15 protein-coding genes are annotated in these 14,921 nt (G+C 66.3%); 8 read left to right on the top strand and 7 right to left on the bottom strand.

Annotated features, from left to right (window positions below; genetic code table 11):
• From JYA52_RS00825 to nhaA, 3 genes are all read left to right on the top strand, one after another.
• The coding region (locus JYA52_RS00825) for a hypothetical protein (protein WP_205651259.1) at positions 1-529 on the top strand (529 nt) is incomplete at its 5' end.
• 201 nt (positions 530-730) lie between these two features.
• Positions 731-2,257, top strand: coding sequence for a SulP family inorganic anion transporter (locus JYA52_RS00820; protein WP_205651258.1), 1,527 nt, complete (start codon positions 731-733; stop codon positions 2,255-2,257).
• A 67-nt stretch (positions 2,258-2,324) separates the two neighbouring features.
• The gene (nhaA, locus tag JYA52_RS00815; RefSeq protein WP_205651257.1) at positions 2,325-3,671 is read left to right on the top strand and encodes a Na+/H+ antiporter NhaA; all 1,347 of its coding nucleotides are present in this window, start codon (positions 2,325-2,327) and stop codon (positions 3,669-3,671) included.
• 3 nt (positions 3,672-3,674) lie between these two features.
• On the opposite strand, the gene ykgO is transcribed toward nhaA, so the two are convergent.
• From ykgO to JYA52_RS00790, 5 genes are all read right to left on the bottom strand, one after another.
• A complete protein-coding gene (gene ykgO / locus JYA52_RS00810; protein WP_011693081.1) occupies positions 3,675-3,797 on the bottom strand; it encodes a type B 50S ribosomal protein L36 in 123 nt (40 codons plus the stop codon).
• A 17-nt stretch (positions 3,798-3,814) separates the two neighbouring features.
• Complete coding sequence (locus tag JYA52_RS00805; RefSeq protein ID WP_205651256.1) at positions 3,815-4,921, bottom strand: GTP-binding protein; 1,107 nt, start codon at positions 4,919-4,921, stop codon at positions 3,815-3,817.
• Between the two features lie 65 nt (positions 4,922-4,986).
• Entirely contained in the window at positions 4,987-6,027 is a 1,041-nt protein-coding gene (locus JYA52_RS00800) for a hemolysin family protein (protein WP_205651255.1), read from the bottom strand.
• Positions 6,020-7,381, bottom strand: a complete 1,362-nt coding sequence (locus tag JYA52_RS00795; RefSeq protein ID WP_205651254.1) for a hemolysin family protein — start codon at positions 7,379-7,381, stop codon at positions 6,020-6,022. The genes JYA52_RS00800 and JYA52_RS00795 overlap by 8 nt, the downstream gene beginning before the upstream one ends.
• Before the next feature lie 142 nt (positions 7,382-7,523).
• Positions 7,524-8,003, bottom strand: coding sequence for a hypothetical protein (locus JYA52_RS00790; protein WP_205651253.1), 480 nt, complete (start codon positions 8,001-8,003; stop codon positions 7,524-7,526).
• Positions 8,004-8,316: 313 nt separating this feature from the next.
• Here JYA52_RS00790 and JYA52_RS00785 point away from each other — a divergent pair, with 313 nt between their 5' ends.
• Positions 8,317-9,075: a histidine phosphatase family protein gene (locus JYA52_RS00785; protein WP_205651261.1), complete on the top strand. Its 759-nt coding sequence runs from the start codon at positions 8,317-8,319 to the stop codon at positions 9,073-9,075.
• Positions 9,053-10,069 carry an NAD(P)H-hydrate dehydratase gene (locus JYA52_RS00780; RefSeq protein ID WP_205651252.1) on the top strand — a complete coding sequence of 339 codons (1,017 nt, stop codon included), beginning with the start codon at positions 9,053-9,055 and terminating at the stop codon, positions 10,067-10,069. The genes JYA52_RS00785 and JYA52_RS00780 overlap by 23 nt, the downstream gene beginning before the upstream one ends.
• A gap of 33 nt (positions 10,070-10,102) precedes the next feature.
• Here JYA52_RS00780 and JYA52_RS00775 read toward each other — a convergent pair whose 3' ends face one another.
• Together JYA52_RS00775 and JYA52_RS00770 are read right to left on the bottom strand one after the other, a co-directional pair.
• Positions 10,103-11,521 (bottom strand): ABC transporter substrate-binding protein, encoded by a 1,419-nt coding sequence (locus JYA52_RS00775; protein WP_240459818.1) that lies wholly within the window; start codon positions 11,519-11,521, stop codon positions 10,103-10,105.
• A gap of 320 nt (positions 11,522-11,841) precedes the next feature.
• Positions 11,842-12,264 (bottom strand): Hsp20/alpha crystallin family protein, encoded by a 423-nt coding sequence (locus JYA52_RS00770; RefSeq protein WP_205651251.1) that lies wholly within the window; start codon positions 12,262-12,264, stop codon positions 11,842-11,844.
• A gap of 269 nt (positions 12,265-12,533) precedes the next feature.
• Between JYA52_RS00770 and JYA52_RS00765 the strand changes: the two genes are divergently transcribed.
• The 3 genes from JYA52_RS00765 to JYA52_RS00755 form a co-directional block, all read left to right on the top strand.
• Positions 12,534-12,956, top strand: a complete 423-nt coding sequence (locus tag JYA52_RS00765; RefSeq protein ID WP_205651250.1) for a hypothetical protein — start codon at positions 12,534-12,536, stop codon at positions 12,954-12,956.
• Positions 12,957-13,031: 75 nt separating this feature from the next.
• Positions 13,032-13,493 carry a DUF4383 domain-containing protein gene (locus JYA52_RS00760; protein ID WP_205651249.1) on the top strand — a complete coding sequence of 154 codons (462 nt, stop codon included), beginning with the start codon at positions 13,032-13,034 and terminating at the stop codon, positions 13,491-13,493.
• A gap of 188 nt (positions 13,494-13,681) precedes the next feature.
• Positions 13,682-14,921: cbb3-type cytochrome c oxidase subunit I (locus JYA52_RS00755; protein ID WP_205651248.1), on the top strand; the 1,240-nt coding region annotated here is incomplete at its 3' end.

Below are 14,921 nucleotides of genomic sequence, written 5' to 3'. Positions count from 1 at the left end.
CGTGCTGGTCGCCTCCTTCACCGCGGACAAGAACCCCACCACCACCGTCCCGGCCGGCTGGACCGCGATCACCAACGGGCTGAACATCGGCAGCGGGGCGCGGGTCTTCGCGTACTACCGGGTGGCCGGCTCCTCCGACCCAGCCACCTACACCTGGACGCTGAGCACCGCGGTGAAGTGGGGCGGCGGCATCAGCGCCTACACCGGCGTGAACACCACCACACCGCTGGACAGCACCGTCGCCACCGCCGTCAACGCCACGTTCTCGGCCACCAGCATCACCGTCGGCAGCGTCACCACCGCCAGCACCAACGCGCTGCTGATCGGCGGCCTCGGCTTCGACAGCTCCACCCCCGCCGCCACCGCGCCCACCGGCTGGACCGAACGCTTCGAAACCAGCGGCGGCCAGGTCGCCGAACAAGCCGACCGGACCCAGCCCGCCGCCGGCGCCACCGGCACCGCGACCTGGACCTTCAGCAGCTCCAAAGCCGTCGCCGCCTGGCGCACCGCCCTCAAGCCCGCCGGCTGAGCCACCGCCGGCTAAGCGTCGCGACACTTAGCCGGCCAACCAGAACCAGCAGGTCAACCGTGCGCATTGGGTAGAGTTTTCAGTGGACGGTGGCTTCCATATGCCCTCACTTCCCCTTCCCGGCGCGGCGCTGCGCCCCTTCATTCTTCGAAAGAGCGAAGGCGCTGCTGTGCGCCTTCCTGACCATGAACGGATCCAGCAATGGCCGCCCCAACCGCCGCGGACGCCCCGCCCACGCCTGAACGGCTGCAGTCAGTCAGAGCGACCCTGAAGTCGCCCCGCCGGCTGAAGACCGAAGTCCTCGCTGGCCTCGTCGTCGGCCTGGCCCTCATTCCGGAGGCTATCGCGTTCTCCATCATCGCCGGCGTGGATCCGCGGCTGGGCCTGTTTGCCTCCTTCACGATGGCGGTGACGATCGCCGTCGTCGGCGGGCGTCCGGCCATGATCTCGGCAGCAACGGGCGCGATCGCACTCGTGGTCGCCCCGCTGGTCAAATCCCACGGCGTGGACTATTTCATCGCGGCCGTCATCCTGGCCGGCGTCTTTCAGATCGTCCTGGGCCTGGCCGGGGTAGCCAAGCTGATGCGCTTCATCCCCCGGTCAGTCATGGTGGGCTTCGTCAACGCCCTGGCGATCTTGATCTTCATCTCCCAGCTCCCCGAACTGATCAACGTTCCGTGGCTGGTCTACCCGCTCCTGGGCCTCGGACTCGTGATTGTGTTCGGCCTGCCGAAGCTGACCAGGGCGGTGCCGGCCCCGCTGGTCGCCATCGCGGCGCTGACCCTGATCACCGTCTTTGGCTCCATCGACGTCCCCACGGTGGGTGACAAGGGCGACCTGCCCGAGTCCCTGCCGTCCCTGTTCATCCCCCAGGTGCCGGTCAGCCTCGAGACCCTGCAGGCCATTTTCCCGTTCGCGCTTGCCATGGCTTTCGTCGGTCTGCTCGAGTCCCTGATGACCGCCAAGCTCGTCGACGACGTCACAGACACCCGCTCGGACAAGTCCCGGGAGGCCTGGGGCCAGGGCGTGGCGAACATCGTCACCGGTTTCACCGGCGGGATGGGCGGCTGCGCGATGATCGGCCAGACCATGATCAACGTCAAGGCCTCCGGAGCCCGCACGCGGATCTCCACCTTCCTCGCCGGCGTCTTCCTGCTCATCCTCGTCGTCGCCCTCGGAGATCTCGTCTCCCTGATCCCGATGGCGGCACTGGTCGCCGTCATGATCTTCGTCTGCTGGGCGACGTTCGACTGGCACAGCATCCACCCGCGGACGCTGAAAATGATGCCGAAGAGCGAAACCATGGTCATGGCCGCCACCGTCATCGTCGTGGTCGCGACCCACAATCTTGCCATCGGCGTCGGAGCCGGCGTCCTCGTTGCCATGGTGCTGTTCGCCCGCCGCGTGGCCCACTTCGTCACGGTCGAACGGACCGTCAGAACCGTGGACGGGCAGGAGACCGCCACCTACGTCGTGGACGGCGAGCTGTTCTTTGCCTCCTCCAACGACCTCTACACCCAGTTCGAATACGCCCTGGACCCCGCCCGCGTCGTCATCGACATGCATGCCTCCCACCTGTGGGACGCCTCCACAGTCGCGGCACTGGACGCCATCACGGAGAAATACCGCCACCACGGCAAGGATGTGAAGATCGTCGGCATGAACGATGCCAGCGCCCTGATGCGTGCCCGCCTCGGCGGAAAACTCGGTGCCGGAAGCCCCCTGTAGACTGAGGAAAGGTGAGCCGGGAAGTCTGGTCGGCAATGTCTTTGTCGAGCCGAATTTAGGACGTCCCATGAGCCAGTCACCTCCTCCCGCTCCGCCGCGCTTTACGGTCTTCGGACGCGGCAGCTACGCCGAAGCCCTCCGCATCGGGGAGATTCTGCGCAAGGAAACCGTGGGCGGCGCGCTGCTGGTGGCCGCCGCCGTCATCGCCCTCGTGTGGGCCAACTCCCCCGCCTCCGAGAGCTACTTCGCGCTCCGGGACTTCGAGTTCGGCTATGAGCCCTGGCATCTGAAACTGAGCCTCGGCGCCTGGGCGGCGGACGGACTGCTGGCCATCTTCTTCTTCCTGGTGGGCCTGGAACTCAAGCGCGAGTTCGTGGCCGGCGACCTGCGGCAAGTCAGCAAATCGATCGTCCCCGTGGCGGCGGCAGCCGGCGGGGTCCTGGTTCCGGCCGTCGTCTACGCGCTGGTAAACATCAGCAGCCCGGAGACGATCAGGGGCTGGGCCATCCCGACCGCCACGGACATCGCCTTCGCCGTCGCGGTCCTGGCGATCATCGGTTCGCATCTGCCGAGCGCCCTGCGGATCTTCCTGCTCACCTTGGCCGTGGTGGACGATCTGCTGGCGATCAGCATCATCGCCATCTTCTACTCCTCGGACATCCAGACGGTTCCGCTGCTGCTGGCCCTGCTTCCCCTGGGGCTCTACCTGCTGCTGGCCCAGAAGTTCCGCCGGTTCTTCGGGACGCATCAGGCTGCGGCCTGGGTGATCCTGCTGCCGCTCGGGATCATCACTTGGGCCCTCGTGCATGCATCCGGCATTCACGCCACCGTGGCCGGCGTGCTCCTCGGGTTCGCCGTCCCGGTGATCCGGTCCCAGGCCAGCGGGGGGCCGGAGGCCGGCCCCGGCCTGGCAGAGATTTTCGAGCACCGGTTCCGCCCGATTTCCGCAGGCATTGCCGTACCTGTCTTCGCTTTCTTCTCTGCCGGTGTGGCTGTCGGAGGCTGGGACGGCCTCGGCTCGGCATTCACTGATCCGGTGGCCGTGGGCATTGTCCTGGCCCTGGTCCTCGGCAAACCGGCCGGCATCATGGGCACCACGTGGCTGCTCACCAAAGCCACCCAGGCACGGTTGGACGGCTCGTTCAAGTGGATCGACGTCTTCGGCGTTTCGCTCCTCGCGGGCATCGGCTTCACCGTTTCGCTGCTCGTGGCGGAGCTGAGCTTCGGCCACGGCAGCCTGCATGACGACCATGCCAAGGTCGGCATCCTGACGGCTTCGCTGCTGGCCGCCCTGCTGGCGACGGCTGTGTTGCGGACCAGGAACGGCCAATACCGCCGGGCCGAAGCAGAGGAAAGGGTCGACTCCGACCACGACGGCATCCCGGACGTATACCAGGCGGAAGGAAGCAACTGACCGTTACCCCTGCCGGGCTTTCATCCTGGGGTTCTTCTTGTTGATGACAAAGGTCCGGCCGCGGCGCCGCACGATCTGGGCGCCGGGAATTTTCTTCAGGGCACGGAGTGAGTTTCGTACTTTCATGGCATGTTCCTGTCCGGTTAGAGGGATGTGCTGAGTTCAAAAGGGTCGTGGAGGGTGGCGGCGCCCGCCTGCATTTCCGAGCTGGTAAGTTCACAGCCGGCCAAAAGTTCTGCGGCTTCGCTTTCGGAAACGCCGTCGCCGGTGATGGCCAGGACGGTTCCCCGGTCCCCCACCGCCGCATCCCAGTCGAGCATCGCGTCGGCGCTGCCCAGGTGCTGGCTTGCAGGGCTCAGCTTCCGGTCGGCTGCCCAGGTGCCCGTGCTCTCCAGCCAGACCCGGGGACCTACGCCGCGGATGGAGATCCTGCACTGCGGCGCCGAAGCAACCCACAGCCGGCCCCGCAGCCAGCAGTTCGCTTCGGCCAGCCTCGGCAGCGCATGCCGGAAGCGTTCGGGATGCAGCGGCCTCCGGCTTTTGATGAGGACCGTATTGAACGGCGCGGCCGAGGCAGCCGGGATCTGCACCGCACCCGGCGACGAGCGCGCCGATGATTCCGTCCGATCATGGCGGCCCAGCCTGAAGTTGCCGGTAATTTCGGCGATCTGGGCATGCGGCGCAAGTTCCCGGGCCAGCAGGACACCCCGGCCCCGGACCGCGGCATCCACGGCCACAAGCTCCGGGGTCACCAGCAGCACCGTGTCGCTGTAGAGCAGCTCCCCGATGAGGAACTCCCCCGGCGTCCGCTCATCCCGGTGCGCTGGCGTGTACCCGGACTCGAACAGTGTGTGGCCGTCCCAGATCTGGTCTTCAAGGGCGCTGGGGTCACAGGCCATCACCGTCGAATTGACGCGGAGCCCGGCGTCGCTTCCGGCGAGATCGTCCAGGACGGCGGCAGCGGCCGCTCCCGGAGGCAGGCCCAGGATGACGTGGCGATGACCCTCCTCCACCAGCCGCCGGACGGTGGGCACGACCTCCAGCCGCAGGGCGCAGCTCAGACAACCGTGCTCCAGCGGCGTCTCCTCGCGCTCGGACAGGAGACCGTCGCGGAAAAGCCGGCGCAGCACCGTCCCGTCCTCGTGCAGGTCATGAAGCACCACCGCTGCTCCGGGGTGGGCGGCGGCTACTTTTTCACACGCCTGCTGCCGGCAGAATACATCCAGGGAGCTGATGACTGTAAGAAGCATGCCCCCAGCCTACATGAGAATCATTCTCAAATGGAAACGTGTCTGCAACCGAAAGCGATGCGGGCTCAGGCGCTCGTGGCGTCCTGCACCTCGCCGACCAGTTCCTCGATGATGTCCTCGAGGAACAGCACGCCGGTGGTGTTGCCGTGGGCGTCGAACACACGGGCCACATGGGCGCCGGTGCGCCGCATCGTGGCCAGGGCGTCCTCGAGATCACTGCCGCTGAAGGCCGAGGCCAGCCGGCGGATCCGCTTCGCCGGCACCGGACGCGTGAACTTGGCAGGCTCGGTGAGGTCCATGACGTCCTTGAGGTGCAGGTAGCCGGAGGGCACGCCGTCGTCGTCTGTGAGGATGTAGCGGGAGTAGCCGTGCTGCGCGACGGCGCGCTGGATGTCGGCCGGAGTCGCAGACGCCGGCAGCAGCACCATCTCGCTGATGGGCACCTCGACGTCCGCCACGGTCTTGGCCGTGAATTCGAAGGCTGCGGTGAGCGTGCCGCTGGTGTCCGTCAGCACGCCGTCGCGGGTGGACTGCTCCACGATGTTCGCCACCTCGTCCAGGGTGTAGGCGCTGGTGGCTTCATCCTTGGGCTCCACCCGGAAAAGCCTCAGGATAGCGTTCGCCACCCCGTTCAGGGTCCAGATGACCGGCTTGAAGATCCGCGCCACCATCACCAGCGGAGGAGCGAGAATGAGCGCGGCGCGGGTCGGCACGGAGAACGAGATGTTCTTCGGGACCATTTCGCCCAAGACCACGTGCAGGAAGGTGACCAGCAGCAGCGCGGTGACGAAGGCGATGATGCCGATGGCCTCGCCGGACAGGGACGTCAGGCCCAGCGGGATCTCCAGCAGGTGGTGGATGGCCGGTTCGGAGACGTTCAGGATCACCAGCGAGCAGACGGTGATGCCCAGCTGGCTCGTGGCCAGCATGAGCGTGGCATGCTCCATCGCCCACAGGGTGGTCTTCGCGGCCTTGCTGCCGGCCTCGGCCTTCGGTTCAATCTGCGAACGGCGGGCGGAGATCACGGCGAACTCGGCGCCGACGAAAAACGCGTTGACGACCAGGAGGACGGCGAGCCAGATGATGCCGGGAAGGTATTCACTCATGGGTCTGCTCCTGGGTGAGGCTGTCAACAATGCGGTCGTGGGCGCTCATGGGCGGCTCCTGCGAGGCGCCCGGCGTGAACCGCAGGCGCTGGACATGCGTCCCCGCCACCCGCTCAACCCGCAGGATGCCGCCGTCGACGTCCACTTCATCGCCCAGTTCGGGGATCCGGTCCAGCCGGTCCGTGACGAAGCCGGCAACGGTGTCATACTCCTCGCCGTCAGGGACGGCGATGCCGGTGCGGTCCAGCAGCTCGTCCGGTCGCAGTGACGCGTCGAAGGTGACGGAGAGTCCGGTGCGGACCACACCGGTGCGGGCGCGGTCGTGCTCGTCCTCCAGCTCGCCCACGATCTCCTCCACCAGGTCCTCCAGCGTGACGATGCCGGCGGTCCCGCCGTGTTCGTCAGAGACGATGGCCACCTGCAGACCCTGCTTGCGGAGCACTCCGAGCAGTGTGTCCACCCCCATGGACTCCGGAACCAGGAGCGGCCTGATCATGAGGTCCGCGGCAGTGACACTGCTGCGCTCCCCGAGGGCGACGGCAAACGCCTGCTTGACGTGCAGCACACCCAGGACGTCGTCCCGGTCGCGGCCGATCACCGGAAAACGGGAGTAGCCTGTGGCGGTGGCCAGGCCGACGATCTCTTCGGCGGTGTCCTCGGAGTGCACGGCCGCCATCCGCACGCGCGGCGTCATGACGTCCGCAGCGCTGTGCTCGGAGAAGCGCAGCGTCCGGTGCAGCAGTGCGGCATGGTCCAGGTCCAGCACGCCCTCAAGCGCGGAGCGGCGGACCAGGGAGCTGAGTTCCTCGGCGCTGCGGGCGCCGGAGAGTTCTTCCTTGGGCTCAATGCCGACCGAGCGGATGAGTGCGTTCGCGGTGTTGTTGAAGAGCAGGATCACCGGCTTGAAGACGGCGGTAAACACGGTCTGGAAGGGCACCACGATTTTCGCGGTGGCCAGCGGCAGCGCCAGCGCGAAGTTCTTGGGTACCAGTTCGCCGATCACCATCGAAAAAACGGTCGCAATAAAGATGCCGGCCACGGCCCCGATTCCGGGCACCACCCCTGAGGGAAGCCCGACGGCGAGCAGCGGTCCGCTGAGCATCCTGCTGATGGCCGGTTCAAAGGTATAGCCGGTCAGCAGAGTGGTCAGTGTGATGCCGAGCTGCGCACCGGAGAGATGCGTCGAGGTGATCTTCAGGGCTTTGATGGTGGGCGCGAGCCGCTTCTCGCCGCGGGCCTGGCGCGCCTCGAGGTCGTTGCGGTCCAGGTTGACCAGCGCGAACTCGGAGGCAACGAACAGCCCGGTGCCGACCGTAAGGATCAGGCCGATGCCGATCATGATCCATTCATACATTCGGGCGCCCCTCTCCGATGATGACCGGTGCTCCGGTCAGAACGTCGAGGGGCCAGGGCATATGTGAAGGAGGGTCGTCCATAGTGCTCTCCATCCTATCGGCCCAACCCAGCGCTCCGCTCCGGGTGAAAGCTGGTGCTGCCTACCGGTACCAGCCCACCGCCCGGTCGTAACGGCATTCGAGCGCGCCCGAGCCTGGCCCAACGCCTCCCCCGGTCGGAAAGTAGATGGCGCCGAAGTCCGCGCCCGCGGCTTCAATCCGCCCCTGCCCCCAGATCTGGGCAGCCTCGAGATCCGCCTCCGGGACGGGCTCCCGAGTGCTGTGGTCCCCGCCGTAATGGATATCCAGCTGATACTCCCCTGGCTGCGACGTCCCGGGGTGATGGGCCGGATCATTCTCATCGCGCCGGCTGATCGCTACCTCGGCGGAGGCGTGGAGGATGGACGGCTTGCTGGCGGCGCCGCCGTGTTCCTGCTGCTTCATTCGCATGCCCGACACCACACTCTCCACGGTGTCTTCCTCTGTCACTACGTAGGCGGAGCCGCTGACGTCGTCCTCTGAGCCGCCGACACTTTTCAGGTGCTGCCCGAACTGTTCGGAGCTGGATTGTTTGGAGTTCATGCGCCCTCCTTGAGGGTCTTCGCGGCGATTGCCGACGCTTCCCACCCTAGACCCATTACGGACAACCACCACCGTGTTGTAGGAATTGAAAATTGTCGGAGTTCTGCCCCGTCCGCGGCAGCCGCGTTGGGCCGGACGGGGTTATTTTTGCTGACAGTGCGGGTACGACGCTAGTAACGTGGAGCATTCGCAGGCCAAGGGCGAACCGGGAGTGGACATCGTGGGCAGCATCGGACCAGACATTGAAGGACAAAGCACCAACAGCCAGGGCAGCAACGGACAGCGCCATGACAGCCGGCGCACAGACGGAACCATGCCGGCAGGCTGGACGGCGGGCGCAGTGGAGCTCATCCTGGTCCGGCACGGCGAAAGCCAGGGCAACGTGGCAGCCACGACCGCCCAGGAGTCCGGAGCGGACGTGATCGACGTCCCCGCCCGCGACGCCGACGTCGAACTGTCAGCCACTGGGCGGGAGCAGGTGCAGGCGCTGGGCCGCGCCCTGGCGCCGGTCCCCGAGGAGCTGCGTCCCGACGTCGTCATCTCCTCCCCGTACATGCGCGCCTACCAGACTGCCGCGATCGCCGTCGAAACGGCCGGCTGGCCGGTGGCGGTCCGCACCGACGAACGGCTCCGGGACCGCGAGCTCGGCATTCTGGACATGCTCACCCGCTTCGGCGTGGAGAACCGGCTCCCCGAAGAGGCAGAACGACGGCGGTGGCTGGGCAAGTTCTATTACCGCCCGCCGGGCGGGGAATCCTGGGCGGACGTGGCGCTGCGGCTGCGGTCGGTGCTCGGCGAACTGAACGCGCTGGGCAGCGGCCACCGGGTGATGCTGGTGTGCCACGACGCCGTGGTGCTGCTGTTCCGCTACGTCCTGGAGGGCATGTCCGAGCGGGAGCTGCTGGACCTCGCCGCCGGCACGACGGTCCTCAACGCGTCGGTCACCCGGTACGTCCGGCCGGAGGGGACAGGGCCGTGGACGCTGGAAAGCTTCAACGTGGCGGAGCACCTCGAGCAGCAGGGCGTACAGGTGACCGAGCATTCAGGGGATGCCAGTGTCCACCCGCGGTGAGTCGCCGTCCGGCGCTGCGGGCGAGCCACAGGACTCCGTTCCGGCCCTGATCACGCCATCGCTGCTGCGCGACTGGCCCCTCCCCGCCGCCGGAGCGGACAAGTACTCGCGCGGCGCCGTGCTGGTGATCGGCGGCGCGCGGCGCACCCCCGGGGCCGCGCTGCTGGCGGGAACCGCTGCGCTCCGTGCCGGCGCAGGCAGGCTGACGCTCGCCGTGGCGGAATCAGTGGCCGTGCCGTTGGCTGTCACGCTTCCGGAATCCGGCGTGATCGGCCTCCGCGAGTCCGCAGGGGGCTCCCTCGGTTCCGCCGGCCTCGAGGCCCTGCTCGAGGACTTCGATTCGGCCGACGCCGTGCTGATCGGGCCTGGGCTGGACGACATCGACGGCACTGAGGCGCTGCTGCGCGAGCTGCTCCGGCATGAAACCGGGCGCGCCGCCGCCGCGAAGGCCGATGCCGCGAAGTCCGATACGGACGCCGATGCCGACGCCGCAGAGCGCGGCGCGATTATTCTCGACGCCTACGCGCTGGGCTGCCTTCCCAAGCTGCTCGGCGAACTGGGGCCGTGGGCGGGCCGCCTGATCCTCACACCGAACCCCGCCGAGGCCGCAATCCTCCTGGAACGGGACACGGACCTGGACGACGACAACCTGGCCGCCGCCGTCGTCGAAATTGCCGAAAAGTACCAGGCAGTGGTGAGCTGCCAGGGCCTGATCGCCCGCCCGCCCGGCGGCACCGCCCCCGAAACCGCCGAGCGCTGGAAGATCACCACCGGTTTCGGAGGCCTTGGCACCTCGGGCAGCGGGGACATCCTGGCCGGTGCCATCGCCGGGCTCCGGGCACGCGGCACCACCGACGCGCAGGCCACGTGTTGGGGAACGCATCTCCACGCCGCGGCCGGGGACAAGCTCGCCAGCCGGCTGGGGAGCCTGGGGTTCCTGGCGCGGGAACTCGCCGACGAGCTGCCCTCCCTGATGATGGAGCTGAACACGTAGCAGGGCCGCCCTGGCGTTCGGCAATGAGTCTGCTCAGTGCCCCATGGTGGCCTGAATGGCGCGGAGGGAGGCCGCAGCCTTCCGCACCGCGGCGCCCGGGTCCGCCTGTCCAACAGTGACCTCGTTGACCGCTTTGGCGATGGGCAGTTCATTGATCGCGGCACCCGTCAGGTCGCCTCGGGCCCCCACGATGCCCCACTGCTGGATCTCTTTGACCCCGTCCAAGAGTCCGGAGAGGACGTCCTGCCGGAACATCTTCTCCAGGGATTCCTTCCCGCCGGTCGCCAGTGGCATGCTCCGCCAGGCGTCCGCGTATTCGGTCGAGTCGACGGTCTTCCCGGCCCGGACGGGCAGCCGCTCCTCCGGTGCCATGGCGAGCCAGTCGGCGTAACCGTCACTCATGAGGTACTCCACCAACTGGCGCGCGTGCTCGGTGTCCGAATCCTTCGTGATGGTCCAGGACGAGACCTCGCCGAAGTGCGCGTGTGCGTCGCCCGCACCGAGGATTCCGGTCACGACGCCGGTATTCCTGGCCAGGAATCCCGGATCCGCGCTGCATTCGGGGCAATTGGGCCGGGCGTCGCTGCGCAGGCCCGCCAGCTCGTCGAGCATGAACGTGGGCCAGACTGCCATGGCGGCCTTGCCCGCGAAGTAGGCCGTCCGCACCGTGCCTGTGTCCTGGAGGCCGAGCAGGGAATGGTTTTTCAGCAGGTCGCGGTAGAAGCGGAGGGCTCCCACGCACTGCGGGCTGTCAAAGCTGACCCGGTTCCTGGCGTCGGTCATTTCGCAGCCGTTGCCCTGCGCAATGTGCTGGAAGGACTGCTGGGTGACAAGCTGGCCTGCCTTGTTGGCCGCCGCGAAACCTGCCAGCTGCGGGCCGTGCAGCCTCTCAGCCGCCGCCTTGATGGCGCCGTACGTATCAGGAACCCTCAGTCCGGCCTTGGCGAACAGATCCTTCCGGTAGTAGAGGACCTGCTGCCAGCTTGACCCCGGAACGGCCAGTTGCCGGCCGTCTTCCCGCGTCAGTTCGAGTGATCGAGGGGACCAGGTTCCTTCGCCCAGCCGGCTGATCACCTGGGCGTTGGCATCAGTGTTGATGAGATTGGCGGCGGCGACGGTGCGGACGTTTCCCAGCGTGATCCCGCCGATGATGTCGGGCAGGTCACCGGATGCCGCCGAGGAGGTCAGCGTCTGGCTGAACCGGTGGGCGGGGATGCTTACGAGGTCCACCTGCACGCCGCCGGCATCCGCGAAGTTCTTGAGGATTTCCTTGGTCTTCGCCACCCGGTCCGGAAGGGTGTCCAAGGTCCAGACGGTGATGCCGGAGGGGTCGGACGCCTCGATACGGGGAACGCTTGGGCCTCCGTCCGGGGTGCAGCCCACCAGGAATCCTGTGGCCAAGGAAACCGCAGCGGCGAGAACCGCTTTGCCCAGTCCTCTTCTTCTGTTCATCCCGGTGCTCCTGCCGTGGACGTGTCTACCCGCACCGTAGACCTGCGGTACCGGCACGAAGTCCGCGTCACTGCGGCCCGTGCCGCAACCCTCGGCTTGTCTTCCAGCGTAGCCAAAGGTAAGGGTGCTGTCAGTAGCCTCGACGAACTGTCAGTCGCTCGACACAGATGTTGCCCCGGGCCGAGGCCCGGGGCCACACCTTACGGGAGGAATCCGGACGCTTCTGCCTGTGCGCTATTTAGCGCTGTGGCGTGCTCCCGGGCCAACCGCCCCAAGAGGCAGCTATCGCGTTCACCGGACCCTCCCTGTCCTGCGCGGGGCTATGCGGCAATTTCGTGCTTGGCCCCCTTGGTTTCAATTTGGATCTTGCGCGGCTGCGCCTTCTCGGCGACAGGAATGCGCAGCGTCAGCACGCCGGCGTCGTACGTGGCCTTGATGTTTTCGCCATCCAGGGTGTCCCCCAGGATCAGCTGGCGGCTGAACACTCCGCGCGGACGCTCGGAGGCTATCATTTCGGTGTCCTTGCCTGCGGGGTCGGGGCGCTCGGCCTTCACCGTCAGGACGTTCCGTTCAATGTCCAGATCCACGGAGTCGGCCTTTACGCCTGGCAGATCGAAGGCAACAACGAATTCATTGTCCTCCTGCCACGCGTCCATCGGCATCGCTGCCGGGCGCGCCGCTGTGCCCAAGACCTGCTGGGCGAGCCTGTCCAGCTCGCGGAACGGATCAGTTCGCATCAACATGGCTTCCCTCCTCAGGGTGAGACGGTCTATAAAGTTCCATCCAGCCGATCTATATTGGCTGGTATAGATTTTTTATAGCACCAGAGGTAGGACGGCGCAAGGGCTTTTGGAGGGATTTCCGCAGACGGCGCCTCCAGCAGACAGCTGGCATCGGGCCGCCCCGAATACGCGGACCCGGCTCTTGTTTGCCAAGCGGGCGCGGGTTATTTTAAGCGTGGGATCAGCTCAAGCAGACAGGGCGCAGAGACCCCGCACATAGGAGCGCGTCAATGTCGACCATCTCCAACGCCCATCGCCCCGGAGGGATGCAGCGGCCATCCGGCAGCAGGCCCTGGTGCTCCGAATGCCACACGGACCAGCATCTGATCGTGGAGTCCATCGAAGCGCTGCATCCCCCGCAAGAGGACCTGGTGGACGTGTCATACACCTGCGTCGAATGCGACTACTTCTACGCCCACCCGGCCAACGTGCACGAGGTTGCGGCCATCCTTAACCGGCACGGGCAGGTGATGGGCGTCCTGCAGTTCGGCGGTGAGTACTTCCACTGCGGCACTCCCATGAACTCGGTGAGCTACGGCACCAGCAGCATCCCGGGCGTGGAACTCCCGCGCCGCCACACCATCCACGACGTCCACCTGCCGACCCGCCTGCTGCGGTGCGGCTGCGGCTTTCAAATGGAAGTGCCCGACTGAACCGGCACCCCGCGGATTGATAGGACAGCGCCGACTAATCCTGGTTGGTTGCCCATCAAATAAGGAGAAAGGGAAATGGTTACTTCAAATCCGGCAGCCGGAGCCAGAAGCCGGCTGCAGCTTGCAGCCCAGGTGGTGGGGGCAGTGTTCCTGCTTGTCGGCATCCTGGGCTTCATTCCCGGGATTACCAGCAACTTCGGAGCGATGGGGATGGCCGGGCACACATCAGGGGCATTGCTCCTCGGCGTTTTCCAGGTTTCCGTCCTCCACAACATCGTGCACCTGCTCTTCGGAGTTGCCGGCCTGCTCCTGGCCCGCACCCCGTCCCAGGCGAAGAGCTTCCTGCTCTACGGCGGAATCATCTACCTGATCCTCTGGCTGTATGGCCTGATCATCAACCTCAACACCCCGGCCAATTTCGTGCCGGTCAACACCGCAGACAACTGGCTGCACTTCCTGTTGGGCGTTGGGATGATCGCTTTGGCCCTGCTCCTGTCCCGCGAGGGCGTTCGCACGCCGCGCGCTGCCCGGCGCTGACGCTGCGGATATGCGGTGGCTCCTGCAGTCTTGCGGGGCCACCGCACTTTGCGGGCACTTTTGACACTTTTGCGGGACCCCGGCACGGGCTATTCTGATCGTGTCGGTTCCGTGAACCGAATGGTTCCGGCCGGTACCGCAGCTTTGGAAGCGGGCCCCTGCAACGCGATGCCCAGGAGTGGCAGACGATGTCCGGATATCAGCAACCAGCCGTTTTGACCGCCACCGGCGCCACCCCCGCCGTGCCGATACGCAAGGGCCAAATGGTGGTCAAATGGATCACCACTACCGACCACAAGACCATCGGCTACTTGTACCTGATCACGTCCTTCGTGTTCTTCTGCCTCGCCGGCGTGATGGCACTGCTCATCCGCGCCGAACTCTTCGAGCCCGGCATGCAGATCCTCGTGACCAAAGAGCAGTACAACCAGATGTTCACGATGCACGGCACCCTCATGCTGCTGATGTTCGCCACCCCGCTCTTCGCCGGGTTCGCCAACGTCATCATGCCGCTGCAGATCGGCGCCCCGGACGTTGCCTTCCCGCGGCTGAACGCCCTGGCCTACTGGTTCTTCCTCTTCGGCTCCACCATTGCCGTAACCGGCTTCATCACCCCGCAGGGCGCGGCGTCCTTTGGCTGGTTCGCCTACGCCCCCCTCAACAACACGACGTTCAGCCCCGGCGTCGGCGGTGACCTGTGGGTCTTCGGCCTGGCGCTGTCCGGTTTCGGCACCATCATCGGCGCCGTCAATTTCATCACCACCATCATCTGCATGCGCGCCCCCGGCATGACCATGTGGCGCATTCCCATCTTCACCTGGAACACCCTGGTCACGGCGGTCCTGGTGATCATGGCCTTCCCGCCGCTGGCCGCCGCGCTGTTCGGCCTCGGTGCGGACCGCCGCTTCGGAGCCCATGTCTACGATCCCGAAAATGGCGGCGCCATCCTGTGGCAGCACCTCTTCTGGTTCTTCGGCCACCCCGAGGTGTACATCATCGCGCTGCCGTTCTTCGGCATCGTGTCCGAGATCTTCCCGGTGTTCAGCCGCAAGCCGATCTTTGGCTACAAGGGTCTGGTCTACGCAACGATCGCCATCGCCGCCCTGTCGGTGACCGTGTGGGCGCACCACATGTACGTAACCGGTTCTGTGCTGCTGCCGTTCTTCGCCTTCATGACGATGCTCATCGCGGTGCCCACCGGCGTGAAGTTCTTCAACTGGATCGGCACCATGTGGGGCGGTTCGCTGACGTTCGAGACCCCGATGCTCTGGAGTCTTGGCTTCCTGGTCACGTTCCTCTTCGGCGGCCTCACCGGCATCATCCTGGCCTCCCCGCCGCTGGACTTCCACGTCTCCGACTCGTACTTCGTGGTGGCGCACTTCCACTACGTGGTCTTCGGCACGGTGGTGTTCGCGATGTTCGCCGGCT

It is taken from the genome of Arthrobacter pascens (genome assembly GCF_017052465.1).
Taxonomy (GTDB): Bacteria; Actinomycetota; Actinomycetes; order Actinomycetales; family Micrococcaceae; genus Arthrobacter; species Arthrobacter pascens.
Note: the sequence above shows the minus strand (reverse complement) of the source record. Positions and strands in the feature narration are given on the sequence as shown.

Bases quoted from the DNA above. Each gene is read 5' to 3' on its own strand.
- JYA52_RS00820 (WP_205651258.1), top strand. From the start codon at position 731: ATGGCCGCCCCAACCGCCGCGGACGCCCCGCCCACGCCTGAACGGCTG.
- nhaA (WP_205651257.1), top strand. From the start codon at position 2,325: ATGAGCCAGTCACCTCCTCCCGCTCCGCCGCGCTTTACGGTCTTCGGA.
- ykgO (WP_011693081.1), bottom strand. From the start codon at position 3,797: ATGAAAGTACGAAACTCACTCCGTGCCCTGAAGAAAATTCCCGGCGCC.
- JYA52_RS00805 (WP_205651256.1), bottom strand. From the start codon at position 4,921: ATGCTTCTTACAGTCATCAGCTCCCTGGATGTATTCTGCCGGCAGCAG.
- JYA52_RS00800 (WP_205651255.1), bottom strand. From the start codon at position 6,027: ATGAGTGAATACCTTCCCGGCATCATCTGGCTCGCCGTCCTCCTGGTC.
- JYA52_RS00795 (WP_205651254.1), bottom strand. From the start codon at position 7,381: ATGTATGAATGGATCATGATCGGCATCGGCCTGATCCTTACGGTCGGC.
- JYA52_RS00790 (WP_205651253.1), bottom strand. From the start codon at position 8,003: ATGAACTCCAAACAATCCAGCTCCGAACAGTTCGGGCAGCACCTGAAA.
- JYA52_RS00785 (WP_205651261.1), top strand. From the start codon at position 8,317: ATGCCGGCAGGCTGGACGGCGGGCGCAGTGGAGCTCATCCTGGTCCGG.
- JYA52_RS00780 (WP_205651252.1), top strand. From the start codon at position 9,053: ATGCCAGTGTCCACCCGCGGTGAGTCGCCGTCCGGCGCTGCGGGCGAG.
- JYA52_RS00775 (WP_240459818.1), bottom strand. From the start codon at position 11,521: ATGAACAGAAGAAGAGGACTGGGCAAAGCGGTTCTCGCCGCTGCGGTT.
- JYA52_RS00770 (WP_205651251.1), bottom strand. From the start codon at position 12,264: ATGTTGATGCGAACTGATCCGTTCCGCGAGCTGGACAGGCTCGCCCAG.
- JYA52_RS00765 (WP_205651250.1), top strand. From the start codon at position 12,534: ATGTCGACCATCTCCAACGCCCATCGCCCCGGAGGGATGCAGCGGCCA.
- JYA52_RS00760 (WP_205651249.1), top strand. From the start codon at position 13,032: ATGGTTACTTCAAATCCGGCAGCCGGAGCCAGAAGCCGGCTGCAGCTT.